This window comes from Paractinoplanes ovalisporus, assembly GCF_016834655.1.
Lineage (GTDB): Bacteria > Actinomycetota > Actinomycetes > Mycobacteriales > Micromonosporaceae > Actinoplanes > Actinoplanes ovalisporus.
In genome coordinates this window covers 223,218-248,851 of record NZ_JAENHP010000009.1, presented here as the reverse complement: position 1 = coordinate 248,851, position 25,634 = coordinate 223,218, and the positions used below count along the sequence as shown (strand labels likewise).

Below are 25,634 nucleotides of genomic sequence, written 5' to 3'. Positions count from 1 at the left end.
TGCTGATCGCCCTGGTCCGTTCCTGACGGGCCAGGGCGTTGGTGCGTGAAGGGACCCCATATGGCGAAGATTCTCAGCTTCTCTGACGACGCCCGCCACCTGCTCGAGCACGGCGTCAACTCGCTCGCCGACACGGTCAAGGTCACCCTCGGCCCGCGCGGCCGCAACGTCGTCCTGGACAAGAAGTTCGGCGCTCCCACGATCACCAACGACGGCGTCACCATCGCCAAGGAGATCGAGCTCACCGACCCGTACGAGAACCTCGGCGCGCAGCTGGTCAAGGAGGTGGCGACCAAGACCAACGACGTCGCCGGCGACGGGACCACCACCGCGACGGTGCTCGCCCAGGCGCTGGTGCGCGAGGGCCTGCGCAACGTGACCGCGGGTGCCAACCCGATCGGTCTCAAGCGCGGCATGGACCTGGCCGCCGAGACGATCTCCAAGGCTCTGCTGGCCAAGGCCGTCGAGGTCGCCGACCACAAGGCGATCGCGAACGTGGCCACCATCTCGGCCCAGGACGCCACCATCGGCGAGCTGATCGCCGAGGCGATGGACCGGGTCGGCCGCGACGGTGTCATCACCGTCGAGGAGGGCTCGGCCATGCTGACCGAGCTCGAGGTCACCGAGGGTCTGCAGTTCGACAAGGGCTTCATCTCGCCGAACTTCGTGACCGACGCCGAGTCGCAGGAGGCCGTCCTCGAAGACGCGCACATCCTGATCACGACCCAGAAGATCTCCAGCATCGAAGAGATGCTCCCGCTGCTGGAGAAGGTTCTGCAGTCCGGCAAGCCGCTGCTGATCATCGCGGAGGACGTCGAGGGCCAGGCCCTGTCCACGCTGGTGGTCAACGCGCTGCGCAAGACGCTGAAGGTGGCCGCCGTCAAGGCGCCCGGCTTCGGTGACCGGCGCAAGGCGATGCTGCAGGACATGGCGATCGCCACCGGTGGCGAGCTGGTCGCCCCCGAGCTCGGTTACAAGCTCGACCAGGTCACCCTCGACATGCTGGGCACCGCCCGGCGCGTCGTGGTCGACAAGGAGAACACCACGATCGTCGACGGCGGGGGCAAGTCCTCCGAGGTCACCGACCGGGTCGCGCAGATCCGCAAGGAGATCGAGGCCTCCGACTCCGACTGGGACCGCGAGAAGCTCCAGGAGCGCCTCGCGAAGCTCTCCGGCGGCATCGCGGTGATTAAGGTCGGCGCGGCCACCGAGGTCGAGATGAAGGAGCGCAAGCACCGCATCGAGGACGCCATCGCGGCGACCAAGGCCGCGGTCGAGGAGGGCACCGTCCCCGGCGGCGGCGCCGCCCTGGCCCAGGTGGCCACGGAGCTCGACAGCGGTCTCGGCCTCACCGGCGAAGAGGCGATCGGCGTCACCATCGTCCGCAAGGCGCTGGTGGAGCCGCTGCGCTGGATCGCGCAGAACGCCGGCCACGACGGCTACGTCGTGGTGGGCAAGGTCGCCGAGCTGGGTTGGGGCCACGGCCTCAACGCGGCCACCGACGAATACGTCGACCTGGCGGCCTCCGGCATCATCGACCCGGTCAAGGTGACCCGCAACGCGGTCTCCAACGCCGTCTCGATCGCCGGGCTGCTGCTGACCACGGAAAGCCTCGTGGTCGACAAGCCGGCCGAGCCCGAGGCTGCCGCAGGCGGCCACGGTCACGGCCACAGCCACGGTGGCCACGGCCACCAGCACGGCCCGGGTTTCTGACCCGACCGCAACACCGAAGGGCGCGTCCCCACTGGGGGCGCGCCCTTTCCGTTTGCCAGCCGCCGCCTGTCCCGTGCGCTCCTTTCCCGGAGGCACCCTCCCCGCGCGCCCCTCCCGACGTGCGCCTCCTATGCGTTCCCTCCCATGCGTTCCCCTCCTGACGCGTGCCCCTCTCGTATCCACCGCTCTCTCGCGCATGTCCCTCTCGCACCCACCGCTCTCTCGCGCGTGCCCCTCTCTCGCGCGTGCCCCTCTCGCACGGCCTCGCTTCGTTGTCTGCCGTGGGTCGCGTGGCGGGAGTAGAGTGCGGCCGTGGAAATCCGCGCTTCCGACGAGGACCGCGAACGCACGGTCGCCGCGCTAGAAGAGCACGCCGGCGCCGGCCGCCTGACGCTGGACGAGTTCGCCGAGCGCGCCGAGGTCGCCCACAGCGCCCGCACCCTCGACGAGCTGGCCGCCGTCACCAACGACCTGCCGGCCTCGGTTCAGGCCGGCGCCGCCGCGGCCGAGAAACCCAGCCGCGACCTGCTCATGCTCTTCGCCATCGCCGCCGCCACCCTGGTGCTGCTCGGCTTCTTCATCGCCCTCAGCCGCGGCTGACCCGTCCGCAAGCACGCCCCCGGCCTGAGCCGCCAACGAACCCTCCGCCTGGCTCAGCCGCCGCGCGCCACCGCAGGCACCGCCCGTCCCGAGCCGTCGCGAGCCCACCGCACGCACCGCCCGTCCCGAGCCGTCGCGAGCCCACCGCACGCACCGCCCGTCCCGAGCCGCCGCGAGCCCACCCGCACACACCGCCCGTCCCGAGCCGCCGCGAGCCCACCCGCACACACCGCCCGTTGATAGTCGGCACGAGCCATATACCCCGCGCGCGGAAACGCCCGGCAGAGCTCCGTCACAACCCAGCCGCGGCCACGCCCACTCGCATGGCCCGCGCCGACCGCCGGGCGCACCCAGTACGCCTGCTCGCATAGCCCACGCCACACCGCCGGGCAGGCCCAGCACGCCTGATCAGCGGGCCGGGGCGGGCTCGCCCGGGTCGGGGGCGCGCTCGCCGTGCCAGGAGCGCCACAGAGCGGCATACGGCCCGTCGGCGGCCACCAGCTCGTCGTGGGAACCCAGCTCGGTGATGCGCCCGTCTTCCACCACGGCCACCCGGTCGGCGTCGTGGGCCGAGAACAACCGGTGCGCGATCGCCACCACCGTGCGCCCGTGCAGCACGGCCGCCAGCGACCGTTCCAGGTCGCGCGCCGCCCGCGGATCGATCAGCGAGGTCGCCTCGTCGAGCACGAGCGTGTGCGGGTCGGCCAGCACCAACCGGGCCAGCGCCAGCTGCTGCGCCTGGGCCGCCGTCAGGGCGTGACCACCCGCCCCGACCACCGTCGAGAGCCCCTCCGGCAACGCCGACGCCCACTCCAGCGCGTGCACCGCGGCCAGCGCTGCCCGCACCTCGTCGTCACCCGCGCCGGGACGCACCATCGCGATGTTCTCGCGGACCGTGCCGATGAACACGTGATGCTCCTGCGTCACCAGCGCCACCTCGGTGCGCAGCCGGTCGAGCGGAAGATCGTGCAGCGGCACCCCGCCCACCGTGATCGTCCCGGCGGTCGGCTCGTGCACGCCGGCCAGCAACCGGCCCAGCGTCGACTTGCCCGCCCCCGACGGCCCGACCACGGCCAGCCTCTCCCCCGGTTCGAGGGTCAGGTCGAGACCGTGCAGCACCTCCCGGCCGGCCACATAGGAGAAGTGCACGTCACGCACCTCGATGCGCGAGCCGGTCGGTTCCTCGTACGAGGAAATCGGCTCCTCCCGCGACGCCACCCCCAGCAGCCGGGCCAGCGAGGCAGCGCCGATCTGCACCTCGTCGAGCCAGCTGAGCAGGCGGTCGAGCGGGTCGATCAGCAGCTGCGCATAGATCACCGCGGCCGTCAGCTGGCCCAGCGACACCGAACCGCGCAGGTAGAGCCAGCCGCCGACGAGCAGCGTCGCGACCACCGGCAGCACATAGCTGACCTCGATCACGGGGAACCACACCGTACGAAGGAAGAGGGTGTATTTCTCGGCCAGCCACGACTGGTGCAGGTCGGCGTCGGAACGGTCGATGCGCTGCCGCTCCCGGCGCAACGCGTCGACCGTGCGGGCGCCCTCGACCGTCTCGGCCAGGCCGTCGGTGACCGTCGAATAGACCGCGTTTTGACGCAGGTAACCCGCGGGGGCACGGCGGAGGTACCACCGGGTGCCCACCACGATGATCGGCACGGCCACGAGCAGCGGCAACGCGAGCAACGGTCCGGTGATGACCAGCGCCCCCACCACCAGCGCCACCGTGATCAGCGCGATCATCGTCTCAGGCACTGCGAACCGCACACATCGCGAGAGCGCGTCGACGTCGCGGGTCGTACGGGTCAGGAGGTCACCCGACCCGGCCCGCTCCACCGTGGACAGCGGCAGCGCGAGGACCCGCTCGACGAACTCTTCGCGGAGGGTCGCCAGCACCCGCTCGCCCAGCCGCGCCGAGGCCAGATAGGCGAAACGGACCAGGATCGCCTGCAGCACAACGAATCCGGCGATCGTCGCCGCCAGCCGGTCGACCACGCCGACGCCCTGGCCGTGCCGGATCGCCTCGACCAGATCGCCCAGCAGCCGCGGACCGACCAGCCCGGCGACGGCCGCCAGCACGTGCAGCGCGACGGTGACGCCCAGGGTTCGCGGGTAGCGCCGGAACAGGTCACGGGCATAGCGGCGGACCTGGACGCTGTCGGCGACCGGCAGCAGGTTGCTCACTCCGCCTCCTCGCGCAGCACGGTGCGGGCGTAGGCCGGCTCGCTCGCCAGCAGCTCGTGGTGGGTGCCGTCGGCGGTCACGCGGCCCCGCTCCACGAACAGCACGCGGTCGGTGCGGTCGAGCACCAGCGGGCTCGACGTGCAGATGACCGTCGTGCGGCCGGCCCGGGCGTCGGTCAGGCGGTCGGCGATGCGGGCCTCGGTGTGCGCGTCGACGGCGCTGGTCGGCTCGACCAGGATCAGCGTCGCGGGGTCGGCGACCAGCGCGCGCACCAGGCGCAACCGCTGTTGCTGGCCGCCCGAGAACGTGCGCCCGCGCTCGGCGACCTCGCTGTCGAGGCCGTCGGGCAGCGCCTCGACGATGTCGGTGGCGGCGGCCGTGTGCAGCGCCGCCGGCAGACGGCCGCTGCCGCCCGGGTCGAGGTCGGCGCGCATGGGGCCGGTGAACAGGCGGGCGTCGTTGTCGGCCACGAGGACCCGCTCGCGGACCGTGGCCAGCTCGAACGAGCCCAGCGGGACGCCGTCGACGGTGGCGCCGTCGGCATAACGCCCGAGCCGGTCGGCGATCTCGGCGGCCTCGGCCGGCACGGCGGCGACGAGCGCGGTGATCTCGCCGGGCCGGATGGCCACGCCCGAGACCGGGTCGGCCAGCTCGCCCCGGAAACGCTCGGCGGCGACCGGGGCGGCGGGGTCGGGCAGGTCGGTGGTCACGCGCAGCATGGTCACGACCCGGCGGGCCGCCACGTGGCCGCGGGTCAGCTTGTCGATCGCCTCGGTGAGCTGTCGCAACGGCGTGACCAGGAAGGCCGCGTAGGCATAGAAGGAGACCAGCTGCCCCACGGTGATCCGCCCGTCGAGCGCGAAGCGGGCGCCGAGCCAGGTGACCAGCACCAGGAAGATGCCCGGCAGCAGCACCTGGGCCGCTTCGAGCAGCGACTCGACCCGCGCCGTACGCACCCCGGCCGCGCGCAGCACCTGCGACTCCTCGCGGTAACGCGCGCCCATGACCGCCTCGCCGCCGACACCGCGCAGCACCCGCAGGCCGCCCACGAGATCGGCCGCGCGACCGGTGAGCAGGCCCTGTTGCTCGCGGGAGGCCTGCTGACGGTGGTGCAACGGGCGGATCAGCAGCCCGACGACGGCCATCAGCAGCGGCACGCCGAGCACGACCACGAGCCCGAGCGGCACCGAGGTGGTGAGCAGGATGATCGTCACGGTGACCACCGCGAGCAGCGAACCCGTGCCGCGGGCGGTGATGTCGACCGCGGCGCCGATCTGGCGGATGTCGGCCGTGCCGATCGCCACGACCTCGCCGGCGTCGAGGCGGCGGGACAGCGCCGAGCCGAGCCGCCCGGCCTTGCGGACCGTGACCTGGATCGTGGTGAACATGGCGCCCAGGAAGTTGGTGAGGGCGAAGCGGTGGCGGACGACCCCGAACACGGCCTGCCCGATGCCGGTGACGAGCAGCACCAGGCTCCACATCAGCAGGGCCCGGCGGTCGCGGCCGGTGGCAGCGTCGATCGCCTTGCCGACGATCGCCGGGACGAACGCCTGGCAGAGCATCCACAGGACGGCGAACGCGATGGCCGCGGACACCGATCTCCACGACCGCCGGACCAGCCATCGCAGGTAGGCGACCGGGGACCGGTGGTCGGGTGGGCCGGGATCGGCGTCGGGCAGCTTCTTCATCAGGGCCCCGACGTTACGGCCGGGGTACGACAGTTTGCGACGCGTTTTCCGGCGGCCCGCAGGTTAGCGGTCGACGGGTGTGAAGTCCCACACGTGCGGCGCGCGGGCGATCAGGTACGGCGGGGGCGCGGGCAGATTTTCCGGGCTGTTCCGCCACTTCGAGATGACCACGATCCGGTTGTCCGTGGACGAGTAGACGTCGCTGGACACGTGTTGCGGCAGCACCTCGATGCGGGGCACCGCCACGTCGCACACCCAGGACAACAGCTCGTCCAAGCCGTTGACCGAGGCGCGTATCTCCCACATCCGCGCGATCATGTTGGCTTCCTACCCCGCCACGCTGACCGTGGTCAATGGCATCGCCGAATCGGCAGGCAGATCGAGACGACTCGGCGCCACCCCGGCCGCCACGAGCCGCGATCCGAGCGCGGCCACCATGGCGCCGTTGTCGGTGCAGAGCGACGGTCGGGGCACGCGGACCTCGATGCCGTGCTTGGCCGCCCGTTCCTCGGCCAGCACCCGCAGCCGCGAGTTGGCGGCGACGCCACCCCCGATGACCAGTGTCGACACGCCGTTGGTGCGGCACGCCTCGATCGCCTTGGCGGTGAGCACGTCGCACACCGCTTCCTGGAAGCTGGCCGAGACGTCGGCGAGGGGCACCGGCTCGCCGTCGCGTTCACGCGCCTCGACCCAGCGGGCCACGGCCGTCTTGAGCCCCGAGAAGGAGAAGTCGAACCGGTGGGCGGCGAGATCCTTCGGTGCGGTGAGCCCGCGCGGGAACGCGATCGACCGCGGGTTCCCTTCTTTCGCCGTACGGTCGATGACCGGTCCACCGGGGAACCCGAGACCCAGCAGGCGCGCCACCTTGTCGAAGGCCTCGCCGGCGGCGTCGTCGATCGTCGCGCCGAGTGGCGTCACCCCGTTGGTCAGGTCGTCGACCAGCAGCAGCGAGGAGTGTCCACCCGAGACCAGCATCGCCACCGCGGGTTCGGGCAGCGGCCCGTGTTCGAGCGTGTCGACCGCCACGTGGGCCGCGAGGTGGTTGACGCCGTAGATCGGCTTGTCGGCAGCCAGCGCGTAGCCCTTGGCCGCGGCGACACCGACGAGAAGCGCCCCGGCCAGTCCGGGGCCGCTGGTCACGGCGATCGCGTCGATGTCGGCCAGGGTGACCTTGGCGTCGTCGAGCGCACGCTGCATGGTCGGCACGATCGCCTCGAGGTGGGCGCGGCTGGCCACCTCGGGCACCACGCCGCCGAACCGGGCGTGCTGGTCCACACTGGACGCCAGCGCGTCGGCGAGCAGGGTGTGCCCCCGGACGATGCCGATGCCGGTCTCGTCGCAGGAGGTCTCGATCCCGAGGACCAGGGGCTCGTCAGCCATCGCGCATCATCACCAGGGCATCCGTGTTGCTGGGTTGGTAGTAACCCCGCCGTACGCCGACGGGCTCGAAATCGTACGTGGCATAGAGACGCTGGGCCGGTTCGTTGTCGACCGCGACCTCGAGCAGTGTCTGCTTGATGCCGAGCCGGTGGGCCTCGTCGAGCAACGCTTCGAGCAGCCGGCGCCCGGTGCCACGGCGCTGAACCGACCGCCGTACGGCGATGTTCTGCACCCACGCCTCGTCCAAGGTGGCCGAAAGCCCGGCGTAACCGAGGACCTCGTCGTCGTCACCGTCGAGCGCGACGACGTAGAAGTTGCGCTGGGCCAGCTCGTTCCAGAACATCGCGCCCGTCCACTTCTCGTCGCCGAACAGGTCCTGCTCCATCGGGACCACGTCGGCGATGTGCCACCAGCGGAAACGTTCGATCCGCATCAGGTCAGCACCGGTTTGCGGCCGGCCGGTTCGACGGCGTCCGGCCGGCGCAGATAGAGCGGGGTCAGGGCCTCGGACGGAGCTTTCGTACGGATGCGGTCGGCCGCCAGCGCCACGAGGGCGGCGCCGGGCGGATAGAGCAGGTGCTCCTCGACCGGCACGCCGAACTGGTCGCCGTATTTGAGCGCGCCTTCGCCCACCGCGCGGTCGACGAGGTCGTGCACGCCGGCGGCCGGCCGGGCGGATTCGCGGCCGGTCAGGTCGACTCCGTCGTCGCGGGCGGTGGCCTGGCCGATCAGGTCGGCCGCCTCGGCGCGGGCCAGCGCGGCGGCGACCCGGGCCGCGTCCACGCCGACCAGCGACGTCGCCGCTTCGAGGGTCTCGGACTCGGCCAGGGCGGCGGCGTCGGTGGCGGCGCTGTTGCGGGCGCGGCTGCGGGCCGGGGTGCCGGCCCGCACGATCGCGGCCGCCACATCACCCGGTCGGGCGACGTCGGGCCCCACGACGCGTACACCGTCGAGGTAGGTCGCGAAGTAGACCTCGCGCCGGCGGGCGTCGGTCGCGACCAGCACCCGCCCCGGGCCGGCGGCCCGGCCGAGACCATCGAGCGAGCAGACCCCGTACGTCGGAATGCCCAGCGCCTGCCCCATGCCGGCCGCCGTGACGAGACCGACCCGCAGGCCCGTGAACGGCCCGGGACCGAGCCCGGCGACGATCGCCCCCAGGTCGCCCGGCCGCACGCCCGCCTCGGCCAGGGTGGCCTCGATCTCGGGGGCCAGTTTCTCCCCGTGGGCGCGCGGGTCGACGGTGCGCCGCTCGGCGACCCCGTGCAGGGCGTCGGAGGTCACTTCCACCAGGGCGGCCGTCGACGCGGGGGTCGCGGTGTCCAGAGCCAGTACGAGCACGTCCCCGACCCTAGCCTTCCGAGCGCGGGTCCCAGTCGACTACCGGGCGACCGCCGTCGGCCAGGGCCTTGTTGGCCGCGCTGAACGGGCGGGAGCCGAGGAAACCGACCCGGTTGAGCGGGCTCGGGTGGCCGGCCTCGAGCACCACGTGGGCCGGGTTGGTGATCAGCGCCGCCTTCTTGCGCGCGTAACCGCCCCAGAGCAGGAACACGATCCGGTCGTCGCGGGCGTTCAGGGCCCGGATCGTCGCGTCGGTGAAGTCTTCCCAGCCCTTGCCGCCGTGCGACGCGGCCGCGCCCGCCCGCACCGTGAGCACCGCGTTGAGCAGCAGCACGCCCTGCCTCGCCCACCCCGTCAGGTCACCGGTGGCCGGGGGCGCGACTCCGGCGTCGGCGGCCAGTTCCTTGAACACGTTGCGCAGCGAAGGCGGGATCTTCACGCCCTCCCGGACGCTGAAGCTGAGCCCGTGGGCCTGGCCCGGGCCGTGATAGGGGTCCTGCCCCAGGATCAGCACCCGGGTCTGTCCGGGCAGGCAGAGACGGTACGCCGAGAAGAGGTCCTCGATCGGCGGATAGATCGTGTGTGCCGCGTATTCCGCGGTCACAAACTCGCTCAGCGCGGCTGTGGCCTTCTCGTCGAGAAAACCGGCAAGCTCGGCTCGCCACTCGGCCGGCAGCAACTCCGCCAGGTTCAAGGTCTCTCCTCAGTCGTCTCGCCGCTGATCATTTCTGCGTTGCTTGTCTCTGCGTTGCTCGTCTTTGCGTTGCTCGGGTCGGCGTTGCTCGACTCTGCGTTGCTCGGCTCTGCGTTGCTCGGGTCGGCGTTGCTCGACTCTGCGTTGCTCGGCTCGGCGTTGCTCGACTCTGCGTTGCTCGACTCTGCGTTGCTCGGCTCTGCGTTGCTCGGGTCGGCGTTGCTCGGCTCTGCGTTGCTCGGGTCGGCGTTGCTCGGCTCTGTGTTGAGAGGCGCGATGCGTGCGGCCCAGTCTCCGCCGTGCGGAACGAGCTCGACGACCCGGGTGTCGTCGTCCAGCCGGTCGAGACGGACCATCAGATATTCGTCGTTGAGCTGCTCGACCAGCCCCGCTCCCCATTCGACGACGGTGACCGCGTCGTCGGCTGAGGCGTCCAGGTCGAGGTCGTCGATCTCGGCTCGCGGGTCGGCGCTGTCGCCCAGCCGGTAGGCGTCGGCGTGCACCAGCGCAATCCGTCCACGGTGGACCCGCGCGATGACGAACGTCGGCGAGGTGATCGGGTCGGTCACGTCCAGGCCGGCGCCGATGCCCTGGGTCAGCGCGGTCTTGCCCGCACCGAGCGGACCCGCGAGCAGCACCAGATCACCCGGGCGCAGGATCGACGCGAGCCGCCGCCCGAACTCGCGGGTGTCGTCCACAGTGGGCAGCTTCACGAGATCTTCTCCAGGAACGGCAGCAACGCGGCGTTGACCTCGTCGGCCTTCTCGAGCATGACGACGTGCCCGCTGTTGTCGACCTTCACGAGCTCGGCGTCGGGCAGGTGCCGCAGGATCTCCTCGGAGTGGGTCACCGGGGTCAGATAGTCGCGCGTGCCCACGATGACCAGCACCGGGGTGCCGCGCAGGGCCGACAGGGCCGGGAACCGGTTGTGGGTGTAGAGCGTGTGCAGATATTTGGTCAGCGTCTCGACCGAGGTCTTGGAGTTCATGTTCTCCACGAACGTGACCAACGACGGACTGGGCTTGGGCTCACCGAAGCCATACCGGCGGGTGAGCAGCCAGGCGAGGTCGGAGGAGACGACCCGGGCCCGGTCGATCGTGCCGCCGCCCAGGTGGGCCGCCTTGCCCCAGAGCGGGAAGAAGGGTGCGCTGGCCCGCGCCACCAGCGACGGGAGGCCCAGCTTGGTCTTGTCGATCAGGCCGGCCGAGGTGGACATGAGCACGACGCCGGTGACCCGCTTGCCGAACCATTCCGGATACTGCTCGGCGAACGCCATGATCGTCATGCCGCCCATCGAGTGACCGACCAGGATGATGTGGCCGTCGGGCACGGTGGCGTCGAGCACCGCGGCCAGCGACTTGCCCAGCGCCGCGATGTCGTAGTCGCCGGACTGGAGGCGGCTCGACCGCCCGTGGCCGGGCTGGTCGTAGAAGACCAGGCGGTGCTCGCCCTGCTCGGTGAGCGCCTTGCGCTGGAAGTAGAAGGTGCCCATGTCGAGCGCGAATCCGTGCACGAAGACGATCGTGGGCTTCGGCTTGCTCCCACCCTTCGGCCCGCTCCCGACCCGGGGCTCGACGATCTCAACGTGCAGTTCGGTGCCGTCGGCGGCGGTGACCGTCATCTCGCTGTCGTACGGCTGATCACCGAACGGCTCGTCCACGTGCGGGTCGCCGGGCGCGCTGATCGACCGCCGCACCAGCACCCGCTCGACCGCGAACGCCGTCGCCAGCCCCGCCGCCACCACACCGACGGCCGCGCCGGCGATACCGACCTGCTTCCCGCGCCGAGACATCGGACTCACACCGCACCACCCTCGTCCACCCCGGCCGCCAGCTCTCCGCGCCGCCACGGGGAACCTATGCCGCACCACCCCGCTCGACCCGTACGGGCTCCGGCCGTCGCACTCTCGAGCGACGACCGCGCGTGCAGGCAACTCATGCCGCACCACCCGCTTGACCCGCGCGGGCTCCAGCCGTCGCACTCTCGAGCGACGACCGCGCGTTCCGCGTACGGGATCCGGCGGTTGCGCTCTCGAGCGACGACCGCGCGTTCCGCGTACGGGATCCGAAAGCTCGGGTGACGACGAACGGACTCATGCGGCACCGCCGTCGTAGACGCGGGGGACGCGGGTGCTGCCGAAGCGGGTGACGATCTCGTAGTTGATCGTGCCGACGACCTCGGCCCAGTCGTCGGCGGTCGGGCCGCCGTCGTCGCCCGGGCCGAACAGCGTGGCCACATCGCCGGCCACCACCGGATCGTCGCCGACGTCGAGGACGATCTGGTCCATGCACACCCGGCCGGCCACCGTGCGCCGCTTGCCGCCCAGCTGGACCGGCCCCGCGTTGGAGGCCGCGCGCGGCACCCCGTCGGCGTAGCCCAGCGGCACCAGGGCCAGCGTCGTCTCGCGCTCGGTGAAATAGGTGTGGCCGTAGGAGACGCCCTGCCCCGGCGGCACCCGCTTGGTGAGCGCCACCCGCGCCCGCGCGGTCATGGCCGGTCGCAGCCCGAACGTCTCGCCCTCGACCGGCGACAGCCCGTAGACCGCGATGCCGGGGCGGACCAGGTCGTAGTGGGAGTCGGGACGGGTCAGCGTGGCCGCCGAGTTCGCGATGTGGCGGTAGCGCGGCGTGATGCCGAACCGCTCGGCCTCCGCCAGCCCATCGGCGAAGACGCCCAGCTGGTGGTCGATGGTCTCGTGGCCGGGCGCGTCGGCGTAGACGAAGTGGCTCCAGATGCCGACCACGTCGATCTCGCCGTCGGCCTGGGCTTTGGCGGCCGCCTCGAGCAGCGCCGGCCACTCGGCGGGAGTCGCGCCACCCCGGGACAGACCGGTGTCGAGCTTCAGGTGTACGCGGGCCGTCCGCTCGGCCCGGCGTGCGGCCGTGACCAGCTCGCCGAGCAGTTGGAGGCTGCCCGCGTTGAGGTCGAGGCCGGCCTCGACCCCGTCGTGCAGGGGCAGCCCCGGCGAATGCAACCAGGCCAGCACCGGCACGTCGATCCCCGCGCGGCGCAACGCCAGGCCCTCGTCGAGCGTCGCCACGCCGAGCCAGGTCGCCCCGCCCGCGAGCGCGGCCCGCGCCGAGGGCAGCATGCCGTGCCCGTAGCCGTCACCCTTGACCACGGCCATGACCTCGGCCGTCGTTCGGGCGCGCAGCAGCGCGACATTGTCCCGGATTGCGTCCAGATCGATCCGGACCTCGGCCTGCCACATGATTCCCAGCCTACTGACCGGTCAGGTCGAAGACGGTGTGACGAAGTGCGGCCGCGATGTCGGGAGCGGTCACCGGGCCCTCCTCGGCGGCCCGGCGGCCGGCCAGCCCGTGCGCGTACGCCGCGGCGACCGCGGCCCGCTCGGCCGGCAGCCCGCCTGCCAGCAACGACCCGAGCAGCCCGGCCAGCACGTCACCGCTGCCCGCCGTGGCCAGCGCGGACGTGCCGGTCGGATTGACCCAGACCTCGCCGGCCGGGGTGGCGACGATCGTCCGGTCGCCCTTGAGCAGCACGATCGCGTTCATCCAGGAGGCCAGTTTGAGCGCGGCCCCGACGCGGTCGGGCCCGGGCGCCTCACCGGCCAGGCGTTTGAACTCGCCGTCGTGCGGCGTGACCACCACCGGGGCGTCGCGACGCAGGTCTTTCGCGTGCTTGCCGTCGATCAGCAGGGTCAGCGCGTCGGCGTCGAGCACCACCGGCAGGGCGGTCGCGAGCACGCTGCGCAGCGTGGTGCGGGCGTCGTCGTCGGTGCCCAGCCCGGAGCCGCACACCCAGGCCTGCGCCCGGCCGGCGTCGGGGAACCGCGGCACCGCGACGACCGACGGGTGGGCTCGCACCACCTCGGCGTGGGCGCTGCCCGCATAGCGAACCATGCCGGTCGGGCCCGCGAGCGCACCACTCACACCGAGCAGCGCGGCCCCCGGATAGGTGGCCGAGCCGGTCGCGATGCCGACCACGCCGCGGGTGTATTTGTCGGAGGCGTGATCGGGCCGCGGCCACCATTCCGCGATGTCGGCCGCGTCGGGCACCGAGACCGCCGGATCGGCGCGCAGCACCGGGCCGAGGCCGATGTCGACCAGCTCGACCTGGCCGCACCGGACCGCCGCCGGGCCGACCACGTGGGCCGGCTTCAGGCAGCCGAAGGTGACGGTGACATCGGCGCTCACGGCCGCGCCGGGCACGTCGCCGGTGTCGACCGCCACACCGCTCGGCACGTCGACGGCCACCACCGGAGCCCGCCGCCCGGAGCGGCCACGCAGCTCGCCCAGCCCCTCGACCAGGGCCGCGGCCGGTTTGCGGAGGCCACCGCTGGCGCCGATGCCGACGATGCCGTCGACCACCAGGTCGGCCTGCCCGGGCAGCTCGCGGACGGTGAAGCCGCCGGCCGCACGCAACGCCCGCAGACCGGCCAGGTGAACCCGGTCGGGCCGGATCAGCAGGGCCCGCACCTGGGCGCCGCGCCGAGCCAGGGCCGCACCCGCGTAAAGGGCGTCGCCGCCGTTGTCACCGCTGCCGACCAGCAGCACCACGCGCGCGCCGTAGACGCCGCCCGCGTCTTCGAGCAGCAGGGCGCAACGCCTCGCCAGCCCCGCCGCGGCCCGCTGCATGAGCGTGCCCTCGGGCAGGGTCGCCATCAGGGACTGCTCCGCCGCTCGCACATCCGCGACCCGCCATGCCTGCCGCATCGGTCCTTCAGCCTCCTCGTGTTGCCGACGATTCTGGCCCAGGCCTCTGACACTTTCGCGCCGGCACTGGTCAGGACCGCGTGATCGCCTCGTCAGGATTCCGCGATCACCATCGCCGAGGCGATGCCGCCGTCGTGCGACAGGGAGAGGTGCCACCGGTTGACCCCGCGCTCGGCGGCGACCGCCGCGACCGTGCCCGAGACGGTCAGCCAGGGACGGCCGTCGGGGTCGGCGACGATCTCGCAGTCGTGCCAGAGCATGCCGGCCGGGGCGCCCAGCGCCTTGGCCACCGCCTCTTTGGCGGCGAAGCGGGCGGCCAGCGACTCGGCCGAACGCGCGTTGCCCGAGGCGGTCACCCGCTCACCCTCGGTGAAGAGCCGGACCGCCAGCAGAGGAGTCCGGTCGAGGGCGCGGGCGAAGCGCTCCACCAGAACCACATCGATGCCGACTGCCACGATCACCGCCCAACCCTATCGGTAGTCCCGCCTCGTCATCCGGCCCTGTGGACAACCGCCGAGGTTGTCCACAGGGTGTCCCGCGGCCCCTCCGCGGGCCTTAACGTCGGCGCGTCCCCTTCGCTCCCCCAGGAGGCTGCCGATGAATCCCGATCTCGAGGTCGACACCGACGCGCTGCGCCGCTCAGGTTCCGATGTGGCGACCACCGCGGGCCGGGTGAGCGCCGCGGCCGCCGACGAGCCGCCGGTGCCCGCCGTCCCGCGCTGGGCCGCCACCGACGCGGCCCTGCTGGCCGGTGAGGCCGCCCGCCAGCAGCTGACCGCGCTCGGCGCCGAGATCGAAGAGACGGCCCGGCGCATCACCGAGGTCGCGGCCGACTACGAGCTGGCCGACGCCCGCGCCCGCACCCGCCTGCGGCTCACCCGATGACCACCACGCTTCCTCCCCGGTCCACGGGCGCGATCGGCCTCCAGCGGGGTCGCTATGACCGCGGCCGGCCCGCCACGGGTGGCGCTGTGACCACGGCTGGCCCGCCACGGGTGGCGCTGTGACCACGGCTGTCCTCGACCGCCTGCGCGCGACCGACCCGGCGCGGTGGCACGCGCTCGCCCTCTCCTGGCGGCGGTGGGCCGAGCTCGCGGGTCGCCTTGTCGCCGAGTTCGGCCCCCGGCTGGCCGCGCTGCGGGCGGCCTGGCAGGGCGCCGCCGCCACGGCCGCCACCCGTCGGCTCGAGGCCCTGCGCCGCCGGCTTGTGCTGTTCCGCCTGCATTGCTGGCGCGCCGACCAGGTGGCCAGCGAGTTCGCCGCGTCCCTGACCCGGGCGCGCTCGCTGCTCTCCCGCGCCTTGGCGGCCGGAGTGCCGGGCCTGAACTCATCGGCCGCAGAGATGTCGAGTTCGGCCCTCCACGCCACAGTCGGCACGGCCGGACGCGCCGACCGGGGCGAGGGGCCGTCACTCTCGCGTGTCGCGGCGGCCCCGGCGCAGGGCGGCGGTGCCGCTGAGCTCGACGCGGCGCTCGCGTTGGCGGCGCGGGCGGACGCTGAGGCCTCCGCGCGGCTGGCGAGCCTGGCCGAGGCCGTACGCGCTCCGGCCGAGCCGCCCGGTCCCGACCGGCCGGGTTGCACCGCCTCCCCGGCCGGGGTGCGGCGGTGGTGGGAGGGCCTGCCGGTCGAGCAGCGCAACTGGCTCCTGGCCACCGAGGCCTCCTGGCTGGCCCGGCTCGACGGGCTGCCCGCGGCCGACCGCGACATCGCGAACCGGCTGCTGCTCGACGACCGGCGGGCCGAGGTCGACCGGGCGATCGCCGCCGCCACCGGCCGCGAGCGTGAGCGGCTGCGCGAGGTGCGCGACGGGCTGGCCGCGCTCAGCGACCGGCTCGCCGTCACCGGCGATCGGCGGGCCTATCTGCTGCGGCTCGACGTCGGCGAGGAGGGCCGCGTGGTGGTGGCGTTGGGCGATCCCGACCGGGCCACCAGCGTGCTCACCCACGTGCCGGGGATGACGGCCGGCCTGGCCTCGTCCGGCGGGGAGCTGGCCCGCGCCGAGCGGGTCGCGACGCGGGCGGCCGAGCTGAGCCCGGCCTCATCGACCAGCGCGGTGATGTGGCTCGACTACGACGCGCCCGACTTCGTCGACGAGGCGGCGGGCGCGGGCCGGGCCGAGGCCGGGGCGCCGGCGTTGCAGCGCTTCCAGGAGGGTTTGCGGGCCGCGCACGAGGGTCCGGCCGCGCGGCAGGTCGTGCTTGGGCACAGCTACGGGTCGCTGGTCGTGGGAAGGGCGGCGGCCGGGGGCATCGACGCCGACAGCGTGGTGTTCGTGGGTTCGCCCGGCGTCGGGGTCGACTCCGCCCGTGAGCTGCGGGTGCCGAGGGGTGAGGTCTGGTCGTCGACCTCGCTCAGCGACGTCATCCAATATGCGGCGGTCTCCCCCGCGAGCCTGGTGCGCGACCTCGGCACGGCCGTCAGCGTGCCGGTCGCCGGGCCCCTGCTCGCCTTCGGCACACCCGAGCGCGACCTGTGGTTCGGCCACAACCCGAGCGACCCCGCGTTCGGCGCGCGGGTCTTCGCCGGGCCGCCGGGCGGGGGTCACGTGGGCTACTGGGAGCCCGGCTCCCGCTCGCTCGACACCCTGGCCACTATCACTGTGGGCACCGTCTGGTGAAACCCCGCACCCCGGCCGGGACCAGGACCACGGCCTGGTGAAACCTCGCACCCCGGCCACAGCCACGGCCTGGTGAAACCCCGCACCCCGGCCACCGTGGGCACCGTCTGGTGAAACCCCCACAAGAGCGTCCGGCCGCCATCTCGCCGAAGACAGCGGGGTGACGGCCGGGAGAGCTGACTCGGCCCGCCGCAAAGGGCAGAACCGAGCGCGCGGGACTACTCGACGGTGACGGACTTGGCCAGGTTGCGGGGCTGGTCGACGTCGTGGCCACGGGCGGCCGCGATCTCGCAGGCGAGAATCTGCAACGGCACCGTGGTCATCAGCGGGGCCAGCAGGGTCGGGGTCGCGGGCACCGGGATCAGGTGGTCGGCGTAGGCACGGACGTCCTCGTCGCCCTCCTCGGCGATCACGATGGTGCGGGCGCCGCGCGCGCGGACCTCCTGGATGTTCGAGACGACCTTGTCGCGCATGACGCCGCGGCCGGCCGGCGACGGGACCACGCAGACCACCGGCGTGCCCTCGTCGATCAGCGCGATCGGCCCGTGCTTGAGCTCGCCGGCGGCGAACCCCTCGGCGTGCATGTAGGCGAGTTCCTTGAGCTTGAGCGCGCCCTCCAGCGCCACCGGGTAGCCGACGTGGCGTCCGATGAAGAGCACCGTCGAGGCGGTCTTGAGGTCGCGGGCGAGTTCGCGCACGTCCTCCATCTGCCCGAGCAGGGTGCGCAGGCTGTCGGGGGTGCGCTGCAGCTTCTCGACGACCGCGGCGACCTCATCCGCGTACATGACGCCGCGGATCTGGGCCAGGTGCAGGCCGATCAGGTAGCAGGCGACCAGCTGGGTCAGGAACGCCTTGGTCGACGCCACCGCGATCTCGGGGCCCCCGTGCGTGTAGAGCACCGCGTCCGACTCGCGCGGGATCGTCGAGCCGTTGGTGTTGCAGATCGCCAGCACGCGGGCCTTCTGCTCCTTGGCGTGGCGCAGCGCCATCAGCGTGTCCATCGACTCGCCGGACTGGCTGATCGCCACCACCAGCGTCGACCGGTCGAGGATCGGGTCGCGGTAGCGGAACTCGCTGGCCAGCTCCACCTCGCACGGGATGCGCACCCAGTGCTCGATCGCATACTTGGCGACCATGCCCGCGTGGTACGAGGTGCCGCAGGCCACGATGAAGATCTTGTCGACGTCGCGCAGGTCCTGATCGGTGAGGCGGACCTCGTCGAGCACGATCTCGCCGCGGTCGGACAGGCGGCCCAGCAGGGTGTCAGCGATCGCCTGGGGCTGCTCGGCGATCTCCTTGAGCATGAAGTAGTCGTGACCGCCCTTCTCGGCGGCCGAGGCGTCCCAGCTGACGTGGTATTCCTTGCCCTCCTGGGCCGAGCCGTCGAAGCCGGTGATCTCGATGCCGGCCGGCGTGATCAGGACGACCTGGTCCTGGCCGAGCTCGATCGCCTGGCGGGTGTGCTCGATGAACGCCGACACGTCGCTGGCCAGAAAGTTCTCCCCGTCGCCGCGGCCCACGACCAGCGGCGAGTTGCGCCGGGCGGCGACCACCGCGTCGGGCACCTCGACGTCGATGGCGAGCAGCGTGAACGCGCCTTCGAGCCGGCGGACCGTGCGGCGCATGCCCTCGGCGAGCAGCTGCGGGCCCTCGGCCGCACCCGACTCGCGCAGCGCCCGCACCTCGGCCGCCAGCAGGTGGGCGGCGCACTCGGTGTCGGTGTCGCTGGTGAACTCGACGCCGGTCGCCTCGAGCTCGGCGCGCAGACGGGCGAAGTTCTCGATGATGCCGTTGTGGATGACCGCGACGCGGCCGTCCCGCGAGACGTGCGGGTGCGCGTTGCGGTCGGTCGGGCCGCCGTGCGTCGCCCAGCGGGTGTGCCCGATGCCGGTGAGACCGGCGGCGATGCCCGGCTCGGCGCCCTCGGCGAGCGCCTTCTCCAGGTTGGCCAGCTTCCCGGCCTTCTTCTCGGTCAGAACGCTGCCGTTGTCCACGACAGCCACACCGGCGGAGTCGTATCCGCGGTATTCCAGCCTGCGCAGTCCGTCAAGAACGATGCTGAGCGCCGGACGACCGCCGACGTACCCCACGATGCCACACATGGCCGTGACTCTAGCCGACTAACGCTCAACCGTCATGCGCGAGAAGCACCCTTTCGAGCACACGGTCTGCTCAAAACAGGCCGAACGGCCGACGGTCGCATCCGACGGCTGGCGCCGTTGGCGTACCGTCGGCTACCGCGCCACAACAGCGCGCTCGCATCGGGAGAAACGTTGAGCAATCAGCCGGAAAATCGGCAGCCGGACGGCACTTCTGAGCCCACGACGCCGATCGGTGGCCACGGCGCCGCCCCCGTGTCAGGTCAGCCCTGGTCGACACCCTCGGGCGACTCGATGTCCCAGCGGCCGTACCCACCGTCGTACACGCCGGGCTATGCGTCTCTGCCGCAGCCGCCGAACCCCGACTACCCGCCGACGTCGGAATTCCCGGCCACCCCGACAGATCAGATTCCCGGCGCGTACGCTCCCCCGCCCGGCTACGGCCCGCCGAGCTACCCGCCGCCCGGCTATCAGCAGCCCGGTTACCCGCCGCCGCCCGGTTACGGCCAGCCGGCCTACCCGCAGGGCCCGCCGCCGCCTCCGCCACGCAAGAGCAAGCTGCCCATCGTCGCCGCGCTCGTGGCCATCACGCTGCTGCTCTGCGGTGGCCTCGCGACCGCCGGCGTGATGCTGGTGCGCAACGTCACCGACAAGGCGAAGGAGGCGCTGCCCGAGCTGCCCACGGCCGCCCCCGAGATCCCCGATCTGCCCACCGACCTGCCGAGCATCCCGGCCGCCCCCGGCGTCACAGGTCGCAAGATCTCGGTGACGTACGAGGTGAGCGGCGAGGGCCAGGCCTCCCAGATCCTCTATGTGGAGAAGCTGGGCGACGCCCCGAAGCGCCTGCAGGACGTCAGCCTGCCCTGGAAGTTCACGACCGAGATGGAGACGCCCGCCCTGGTGTCCGTGGTCGCCATGCGCGTGGGCACGTCCGAGGGCACGATCAAGTGCCGGGCCCTGGTCGACGGCGCCGAGGTGAAACAGCGCACCTCGAGCTCGTCCACGGTGGCCACGGCGAGCTGCACGCACTTCGCCATCGAATAACAAGCCACCGAGCAACAACCGTCGAGCAACAAGCCATCGAACAACCACAGCGAGATCGGCTAGAAAGTAAGGGTGACGACCGACCCGCTGGTCGAACGGATGCGCCCGTTCGGCACCACGATTTTCACGGAGATGTCGGCCCTCGCGGTCCGCACCGGCTCGATCAACCTGGGCCAGGGTTTCCCCGACACCGACGGTCCGGCCGAGATGCTGGAGGCCGCGGCGCGGGCCGTACGCGAGGGCGCCGGCCTGGCCAACCAGTACCCTCCGCTGCCCGGCATCCCGGCCCTGCGCGCCGCCATCGCCGACCATGAGCGGCGCTTCTGGTCGCTCCCCCGCGACCCGGACACCGAAGTGGTCGTGACCGCGGGCGCGACCGAGGCGATCGCCGCCGCGATCCTGGCCCTGTGCGAGCGCGACGACGAGGTGGTCACGTTCGAGCCCTACTACGACTCGTACGCCGCCTCGATCACGCTGGCCGGCGCGGTGCGACGCCCGGTCACGTTGCGGCCGGGACCGGACGGCCGCTACGGGTTCGACGAGGGTGAGCTGCGGGCCGCGTTCGGGCCGCGCACCCGCCTGGTGCTGCTGAACTCGCCGCACAACCCGACCGGCAAGGTCTTCACCGCCGCCGAGCTGGCGCTGATCGCCGAGCTCAGCCAGGAGCACAACACGTACGCCGTGACCGACGAGGTCTACGAGCACCTGGTCTTCACCGACGCCGCCGAGCCGCACGTCCCGCTCGCGAGCCTGCCCGGGATGCGGGAGCGCACGCTGCGGATCTCGTCCGCGGGCAAGACGTTCTCGTGCACCGGCTGGAAGGTCGGCTGGGCGACCGGGCCGGCGCCGCTGGTCTCGGCGCTGATGCGGGTCAAGCAGTTCCTGACCTTTGTGAACGCCGGACCGTTGCAGCCCGCGGTGGCGGTCGCGCTCGGCCTGCCCGACACCTACTTCACCGGCTTCCGCGACCAGTTACAGGCCCGCCGCGACCATCTGACCGCCGGGCTGACCGAGGCCGGATTCACCGTGCAGCCGTCCGAGGGCACCTACTTCGTCACGGCCGACATCACCCCGCTCGGCGGTACGGACGGCATCACGTTCTGCCGTGAGCTGCCCGAGCGGTGCGGGGTCGTGGCGGTACCGACCCAGGTCTTCTACGACCACCAGGAGGCGGGCCGGCACCTGATCCGGTTCGCCTTCTGCAAGCGCGAGTCCGTGATCGACGAGGCCGCCCAGCGGCTGACGAAGCTGGGGAGCTGAGCAAAACGGCGGCCCAGCTTCGTGAAGCTGGGCCGCCGGAAGATCCGGGAGAACTACGCGGGCGAGGCCGAACGCACCTCGTCGGCGATCCGCTCGGCCACCGAGCGGGCCTGCTCCTCGGTGGCGGCCTCGACCATGACCCGTACGAGGGGCTCGGTGCCCGACGGACGCAGCAGCACCCGCCCGGTCTCGCCCAGCTCGTTCTCGGCCAGCGCCACGGCGGCCTGCACGGCCGGGGCCGCCGCGCCCGCCTCACGGTCGCCGACGCGCACGTTGATCAGCACCTGGGGCAGCGGGTGGACGACCGAGGCCAGGTCGGCCAGCGACTTGCCGGTCGAGGCCAGCTGGGCCATCAGGTGCAGGCCGGTCAGCACGCCGTCGCCGGTGGTCGCATAGGCCGGCATCACGATGTGCCCGCTCTGCTCGCCGCCCAGCGCCAGCCCGCCCGCGCTCAGCTCCTCGAGCACGTACCGGTCGCCGACCTTGGTCTCCAGCAGCTTGATGCCGGACTGCTTCATGGCGATCCGCAGGCCCAGGTTGCTCATCACGGTCGCGACCAGGGTGTCGTCGGTCAGCGTGCCCGCGTCGCGCATGGCCAGGGCCAGGATCGCCATGATCTGGTCGCCGTCGACGACCTCACCCGAGGCGGTCACGGCCAGGCAGCGGTCGGCGTCACCGTCGTGGGCCAGGCCCAGGTCGGCGCCCTCGGCCAGCACGGCGTCGCGCACCTTGTCGAGGTGGGTCGAGCCGCACTCGTCGTTGATGTTCAGGCCGTCGGGCTCGGCGTGGATCGCGATGACCTCGGCGCCGGCCTCCTCGTAGGCCACCGGGGCGACCTCGCTGGCCGCGCCGTTCGCGCAGTCGACCACGACCTTGATGCCGGCGAGCGGGTGCGGGGTCGAGCCGACCAGGTGCTTCACGTAGTGCTCGGCGCCGTCCAGCAGGTCGTGCACCCGGCCGATGCCGGCGCCGGTCGGGCGGCCGATCAGACCGTGCCCGTCCTCGATGGCCTGCTCGATCTTCGCCTCGAGCTCGTCCGGCAGCTTGGTGCCGCCGGCGGCGAACAGCTTGATGCCGTTGTCGGGCATCGGGTTGTGCGAGGCCGACAGCATCACACCGAGGTCGGCGTTGGTCTGGCCGACAAGGAACGCCACGGCCGGGGTGGGCAGCACGCCGACGCGGACGACGTTGGCTCCGGCGCTGGTCAGCCCGGCGACGACGGCCGCTTCGAGCATCTCGCCGCTGGCCCGGGGGTCACGCCCGACGATCGCCAGCGGCTGGTGGCTGCTGTCGCTCTCGACCAGGACGCGCGCGGCGGCGACCGCCACGCTGAGGGCCAGTTCCGGGGTGAGAAGCTCGCCGTTGGCCAGCCCCCGGACGCCGTCGGTGCCGAACAGTCGCCCCATGGCGGATTCCTTTGCGTCTGCGTTGCGGTGGAGAAAGGGGAGGGAACGCAAACGGCCGGGCGGCCCCTGAGAAACCCAGGGGCACATCCCGGCCGTGTCAGACTCGGCGCAAAATCAGCGCTTCGAGTACTGCGGAGCCTTGCGGGCCTTCTTGAGACCGTACTTCTTGCTCTCCTTGACGCGGGCGTCACGGGTGAGGAAGCCGGCCTTCTTGAGGGCGGGGCGGTCGTCGGGCTCGTTGGTGATGAGCGCCCGAGCGATGCCGAGGCGCAGCGCACCGGCCTGGCCGGTGATGCCGCCGCCACGGAGGTTGGCGATGACGTCGAACTGCTCGTCCTTCTCGGCGGTCACGAGCGGCTCGCGGATGAGCTGCTGGTGCACCTTGGAGGGGAAGTAGTTCTCCAGGTCACGGCCGTTGCAGACGATCTTGCCGGTGCCGGGCACGAGGCGCACCCGGACGATGGCCTCCTTGCGGCGGCCAACGGTCTGGATCGGACGGTCACCGGGACGCGGGGCGCGGACCGGGGCCGGCGCGGGCGTCTCGACGACGACGACCGTCTCAGCGGGCTCCTCGACGGTCTCGACGACCTCGGGCTCGATGATGTCGGACATGCTGCTGCCTTCTCCCGCGCTCACTGCGCGATCTGGGTGATTTCGAACGGCTGGGGCTGCTGCGCCGCGTGCGGGTGCTCGGCGCCCGGGTAGACCTTCAGCTTCTTGATGATCTGCCGCGCGAGCTTGTTGTGCGGGAGCATGCCCTTGACGGCCAGCTCGATCGCCTTCTCGGGGCGCTTGCTCAGCAGCTCCTCGTAGCCGACCTGCTTGAGACCGCCCGGGTAACCCGAGTGGCGGTAGGCGACCTTCGTCTGCCGCTTGTTGCCGGTCAGGGCGACCTTGCCGGCGTTGATGATCACCACGAAGTCGCCGGTGTCGACGTGCGGGGCGAAGGTCGGCTTGTGCTTGCCGCGGAGGAGGTTCGCGGTGTGAGTGGCCAGGCGGCCCAGGACGACGTCAGAAGCGTCGATAATGTGCCACTGACGCTCGATCTCACCCGGCTTCGGGCTGTACGTACGCACAGAATTACCTTGTCTTGTCGTCGGTCTGGGGTCGCGCGCTGGTCGCGAGAAACGCGAACACCGAGCCTACCCGGAAGGGCGGGCTCGCAGCTGTCGCACAACAGCAGGCAACAATACCCGGCTGCGCGGCGCGTGGTCAAAACGTGCAAGGGTCAACACGATCGGTGGCCCCGCCCAGCGCTCGGACGCGACCTCCAAAAATAACCAACTGCCAGCATACCCGCTCCCATGACGCGCCCGGCAGCGGGATCCATGGTCAACAACCTTCGGGTGCCCGCACGTAGCGAAGGTCACAGGTCGATGCCTCTTAGCAGGCTCGAAACAAACGGGACGCAAGGGCGAAATTCCTCAACGGCACGCTTCCGACATGAGCAATGGTGCTGACACCTTCACGACGCGGGCCCACCGTGGCCGCGGCGTGCGGGGACGACGCACTATTGAGAAGCCACCGTCAGGGTTGAGGACGGACCTGACGGTGACCGCTGGACCGGCTTCCCGGCCCGGCGAGGAGGAGTCGTGGCGCGTGCCTGCCGGAGGTACGGCGGAGAACGCAGGCGTGACATGGGAGCGGGTCGACGCTGAGGACGGCGATTTCCGAGCGTGCCCTTCGGTGGACCGGCGGGCCGCGCCGCGACTTCTCGTAACACTGACAACCGCCGCCGGGGATGCGGACGGATGACCGACCGTACGGGGGGAACGCGCCGGACGGTGATCACGGCAGCCGCGCTGGCCGAACCGGCCGCGTCGCTCTCCGGATACACGATCGGCGTCACCGCCGACCGTCGCCGCGACGAGCTCGCCAACCTGCTCGAGAGCCGCGGCGCCCGGGTGGTGCTGGCCCCGGCGCTGCGCATCGTCCCGATCGCCGACGACGCCGAACTGCGCGCCGCGACCCGGGCCTGCCTCGACACCCCGCCCGACATCGTGCTGGTCAACACCGGTATCGGCATGCGCGGCTGGCTCGAGGCGGCCGAGGGCTGGGGCCTGGCCGAACCGCTGCGCGCGGTGCTCTCCCAGGCCTACCTGGTCGCCCGCGGCCCCAAGGCGCGCGCCGCGATCCGCTCGGCCGGGCTGCACGACCAGTGGTCCCCCGAGGGCGAGAGCTACGAAGAGGTCGTCGACCACCTGCGGGCCCGGGGCATCGCCGGCCTGACCGTCGCGATGCAGCTGCACGGGGAGAGCCAGCCCGAATACACCGAGGCGCTGGAGCAGGCCGGGGCCCGGGTGATCGAGGTGCCGGTCTACCGCTGGGCGCCCCCGACCGACCCGGCCCCGCTGCACCGACTGGTCGACCTGATCACGGCCCGCCTGGTCGACGCGGTCACGTTCACCGCCGCGCCCGCCGTGCAGGCGCTGCTGCGGGCGGCCGGGCCGAGCTCCGACGCGGTGCTCGAGGCCTTGCGCTCCGACGTGCTGACCGCCTGCGTGGGCCCGGTCACGGCCGCGCCTCTGCGCCGGCACAACGTGCCCGTGGTGGCGCCCTCCCGGGCCCGGCTGAGCGCGCTGGTCCGCACGATCGTCGACGAACTGCCGAAACGGGCCGTCTCGCTGGAAGTGGCCGGCCACGCGCTGACCCTGCGGGGCCACGCCGCGATAGTGGACGGCGAGCTGCGCCCGCTGGCCCCGGCCCCGATGGCCGTGCTGCGGGCCCTGGCCGCCACACCGGGCCGCGTGCTCTCCCGGGCGGCCCTGCTGCACGCCCTCCCCCGCGGCGCCGACGAACACGCCGTCGAGATGGCCGTGGCCCGCCTGCGAGCCGGCCTGAGCGCCCCCGGCGTCATCCAGACCGTGGTCAAGCGCGGCTACCGCCTACCCGTATAGCCAAGATCGCGAGCCCAAGGCCAAGATCGCTGGGAGCAGCC

General features: G+C 72.3%; 22 protein-coding genes and 1 pseudogene. 7 read left to right on the top strand and 16 right to left on the bottom strand.

Features of this window, described 5'->3' with window-relative positions:
- The first annotated feature begins 60 nt into the window (after positions 1-60).
- The gene (gene groL / locus JIG36_RS27120; RefSeq protein WP_203379206.1) at positions 61-1,713 is read left to right on the top strand and encodes a chaperonin GroEL; all 1,653 of its coding nucleotides are present in this window, start codon (positions 61-63) and stop codon (positions 1,711-1,713) included.
- 312 nt (positions 1,714-2,025) lie between these two features.
- Positions 2,026-2,313, top strand: a complete 288-nt coding sequence (locus tag JIG36_RS27115; protein WP_203379205.1) for a DUF1707 SHOCT-like domain-containing protein — start codon at positions 2,026-2,028, stop codon at positions 2,311-2,313.
- Between the two features lie 408 nt (positions 2,314-2,721).
- Here the strand turns inward: JIG36_RS27115 and JIG36_RS27110 are convergent, their stop codons facing one another.
- From JIG36_RS27110 to JIG36_RS27055, 12 genes and pseudogenes are all read right to left on the bottom strand, one after another.
- A complete protein-coding gene (locus tag JIG36_RS27110; RefSeq protein ID WP_203379204.1) occupies positions 2,722-4,494 on the bottom strand; it encodes an ABC transporter ATP-binding protein in 1,773 nt (590 codons plus the stop codon).
- Complete coding sequence (locus JIG36_RS27105; RefSeq protein WP_203379203.1) at positions 4,491-6,182, bottom strand: ABC transporter ATP-binding protein; 1,692 nt, start codon at positions 6,180-6,182, stop codon at positions 4,491-4,493. The genes JIG36_RS27110 and JIG36_RS27105 overlap by 4 nt, the downstream gene beginning before the upstream one ends.
- Positions 6,183-6,245: 63 nt before the next feature.
- A complete protein-coding gene (locus JIG36_RS27100; protein ID WP_203379202.1) occupies positions 6,246-6,500 on the bottom strand; it encodes a hypothetical protein in 255 nt (84 codons plus the stop codon).
- Between the two features lie 9 nt (positions 6,501-6,509).
- Positions 6,510-7,562 (bottom strand): tRNA (adenosine(37)-N6)-threonylcarbamoyltransferase complex transferase subunit TsaD, encoded by a 1,053-nt coding sequence (tsaD, locus tag JIG36_RS27095; RefSeq protein WP_203379201.1) that lies wholly within the window; start codon positions 7,560-7,562, stop codon positions 6,510-6,512.
- A complete protein-coding gene (gene rimI / locus JIG36_RS27090; RefSeq protein ID WP_203379200.1) occupies positions 7,555-7,995 on the bottom strand; it encodes a ribosomal protein S18-alanine N-acetyltransferase in 441 nt (146 codons plus the stop codon). The genes tsaD and rimI overlap by 8 nt, the downstream gene beginning before the upstream one ends.
- Positions 7,995-8,900: a tRNA (adenosine(37)-N6)-threonylcarbamoyltransferase complex dimerization subunit type 1 TsaB gene (gene tsaB / locus JIG36_RS27085; RefSeq protein WP_203379199.1), complete on the bottom strand. Its 906-nt coding sequence runs from the start codon at positions 8,898-8,900 to the stop codon at positions 7,995-7,997. The genes rimI and tsaB overlap by 1 nt, the downstream gene beginning before the upstream one ends.
- A 10-nt stretch (positions 8,901-8,910) precedes the next feature.
- Positions 8,911-9,594: a uracil-DNA glycosylase gene (gene ung / locus JIG36_RS27080; RefSeq protein WP_203379198.1), complete on the bottom strand. Its 684-nt coding sequence runs from the start codon at positions 9,592-9,594 to the stop codon at positions 8,911-8,913.
- Positions 9,595-9,857: 263 nt separating this feature from the next.
- A pseudogene (tsaE, locus tag JIG36_RS27075) lies at positions 9,858-10,307 on the bottom strand (tRNA (adenosine(37)-N6)-threonylcarbamoyltransferase complex ATPase subunit type 1 TsaE); the annotation flags it as partial.
- Positions 10,304-11,386, bottom strand: a complete 1,083-nt coding sequence (locus JIG36_RS27070) for an alpha/beta fold hydrolase (RefSeq protein ID WP_203379197.1) — start codon at positions 11,384-11,386, stop codon at positions 10,304-10,306. The gene JIG36_RS27070 and the pseudogene tsaE, both read right to left, overlap by 4 nt.
- Before the next feature lie 300 nt (positions 11,387-11,686).
- A complete protein-coding gene (gene alr / locus JIG36_RS27065; protein WP_203379196.1) occupies positions 11,687-12,805 on the bottom strand; it encodes an alanine racemase in 1,119 nt (372 codons plus the stop codon).
- 10 nt (positions 12,806-12,815) lie between these two features.
- Positions 12,816-14,270, bottom strand: a complete 1,455-nt coding sequence (locus JIG36_RS27060) for an NAD(P)H-hydrate dehydratase (protein WP_203379195.1) — start codon at positions 14,268-14,270, stop codon at positions 12,816-12,818.
- A 92-nt stretch (positions 14,271-14,362) separates the two neighbouring features.
- The gene (locus JIG36_RS27055; RefSeq protein WP_203379194.1) at positions 14,363-14,731 is read right to left on the bottom strand and encodes a holo-ACP synthase; all 369 of its coding nucleotides are present in this window, start codon (positions 14,729-14,731) and stop codon (positions 14,363-14,365) included.
- A gap of 136 nt (positions 14,732-14,867) precedes the next feature.
- Between JIG36_RS27055 and JIG36_RS27050 the strand changes: the two genes are divergently transcribed.
- Complete coding sequence (locus JIG36_RS27050; RefSeq protein ID WP_203379193.1) at positions 14,868-15,155, top strand: hypothetical protein; 288 nt, start codon at positions 14,868-14,870, stop codon at positions 15,153-15,155.
- Between the two features lie 118 nt (positions 15,156-15,273).
- Complete coding sequence (locus tag JIG36_RS27045; protein ID WP_203379192.1) at positions 15,274-16,887, top strand: alpha/beta hydrolase; 1,614 nt, start codon at positions 15,274-15,276, stop codon at positions 16,885-16,887.
- Between the two features lie 218 nt (positions 16,888-17,105).
- Here the strand turns inward: JIG36_RS27045 and glmS are convergent, their stop codons facing one another.
- Complete coding sequence (gene glmS, locus JIG36_RS27040; protein WP_203379191.1) at positions 17,106-18,989, bottom strand: glutamine--fructose-6-phosphate transaminase (isomerizing); 1,884 nt, start codon at positions 18,987-18,989, stop codon at positions 17,106-17,108.
- Between the two features lie 171 nt (positions 18,990-19,160).
- Here glmS and JIG36_RS27035 point away from each other — a divergent pair, with 171 nt between their 5' ends.
- Both JIG36_RS27035 and JIG36_RS27030 read left to right on the top strand, forming a co-directional pair.
- Complete coding sequence (locus JIG36_RS27035; protein ID WP_203379190.1) at positions 19,161-20,030, top strand: MmpS family transport accessory protein; 870 nt, start codon at positions 19,161-19,163, stop codon at positions 20,028-20,030.
- Positions 20,031-20,102: 72 nt separating this feature from the next.
- Positions 20,103-21,290, top strand: coding sequence for a pyridoxal phosphate-dependent aminotransferase (locus tag JIG36_RS27030; RefSeq protein WP_203379189.1), 1,188 nt, complete (start codon positions 20,103-20,105; stop codon positions 21,288-21,290).
- A gap of 53 nt (positions 21,291-21,343) precedes the next feature.
- Here the strand turns inward: JIG36_RS27030 and glmM are convergent, their stop codons facing one another.
- The 3 genes from glmM to rplM form a co-directional block, all read right to left on the bottom strand.
- On the bottom strand, positions 21,344-22,696 hold the full coding sequence (gene glmM / locus JIG36_RS27025; RefSeq protein WP_203379188.1) for a phosphoglucosamine mutase: 1,353 nt from the start codon (positions 22,694-22,696) through the stop codon (positions 21,344-21,346).
- A 114-nt stretch (positions 22,697-22,810) separates the two neighbouring features.
- A complete protein-coding gene (gene rpsI / locus JIG36_RS27020) occupies positions 22,811-23,308 on the bottom strand; it encodes a 30S ribosomal protein S9 (protein WP_236048288.1) in 498 nt (165 codons plus the stop codon).
- A 20-nt stretch (positions 23,309-23,328) separates the two neighbouring features.
- Positions 23,329-23,772 carry a 50S ribosomal protein L13 gene (gene rplM, locus JIG36_RS27015; protein WP_133873190.1) on the bottom strand — a complete coding sequence of 148 codons (444 nt, stop codon included), beginning with the start codon at positions 23,770-23,772 and terminating at the stop codon, positions 23,329-23,331.
- Positions 23,773-24,447: 675 nt separating this feature from the next.
- Here rplM and JIG36_RS27010 point away from each other — a divergent pair.
- Positions 24,448-25,593, top strand: coding sequence for a uroporphyrinogen-III synthase (locus JIG36_RS27010; protein ID WP_203379187.1), 1,146 nt, complete (start codon positions 24,448-24,450; stop codon positions 25,591-25,593).
- The last annotated feature ends 41 nt before the right edge of the window (positions 25,594-25,634 follow it).

Bases quoted from the DNA above. Each gene is read 5' to 3' on its own strand.
- groL (WP_203379206.1), top strand. From the start codon at position 61: ATGGCGAAGATTCTCAGCTTCTCTGACGACGCCCGCCACCTGCTCGAG.
- JIG36_RS27105 (WP_203379203.1), bottom strand. From the start codon at position 6,182: ATGAAGAAGCTGCCCGACGCCGATCCCGGCCCACCCGACCACCGGTCC.
- JIG36_RS27100 (WP_203379202.1), bottom strand. From the start codon at position 6,500: ATGATCGCGCGGATGTGGGAGATACGCGCCTCGGTCAACGGCTTGGAC.
- tsaD (WP_203379201.1), bottom strand. From the start codon at position 7,562: ATGGCTGACGAGCCCCTGGTCCTCGGGATCGAGACCTCCTGCGACGAG.
- rimI (WP_203379200.1), bottom strand. From the start codon at position 7,995: ATGCGGATCGAACGTTTCCGCTGGTGGCACATCGCCGACGTGGTCCCG.
- JIG36_RS27070 (WP_203379197.1), bottom strand. From the start codon at position 11,386: ATGTCTCGGCGCGGGAAGCAGGTCGGTATCGCCGGCGCGGCCGTCGGT.
- alr (WP_203379196.1), bottom strand. From the start codon at position 12,805: ATGTGGCAGGCCGAGGTCCGGATCGATCTGGACGCAATCCGGGACAAT.
- JIG36_RS27060 (WP_203379195.1), bottom strand. From the start codon at position 14,270: ATGCGGCAGGCATGGCGGGTCGCGGATGTGCGAGCGGCGGAGCAGTCC.
- JIG36_RS27050 (WP_203379193.1), top strand. From the start codon at position 14,868: ATGAATCCCGATCTCGAGGTCGACACCGACGCGCTGCGCCGCTCAGGT.
- glmS (WP_203379191.1), bottom strand. From the start codon at position 18,989: ATGTGTGGCATCGTGGGGTACGTCGGCGGTCGTCCGGCGCTCAGCATC.
- glmM (WP_203379188.1), bottom strand. From the start codon at position 22,696: ATGGGGCGACTGTTCGGCACCGACGGCGTCCGGGGGCTGGCCAACGGC.
- rpsI (WP_236048288.1), bottom strand. From the start codon at position 23,308: ATGTCCGACATCATCGAGCCCGAGGTCGTCGAGACCGTCGAGGAGCCC.
- JIG36_RS27010 (WP_203379187.1), top strand. From the start codon at position 24,448: ATGACCGACCGTACGGGGGGAACGCGCCGGACGGTGATCACGGCAGCC.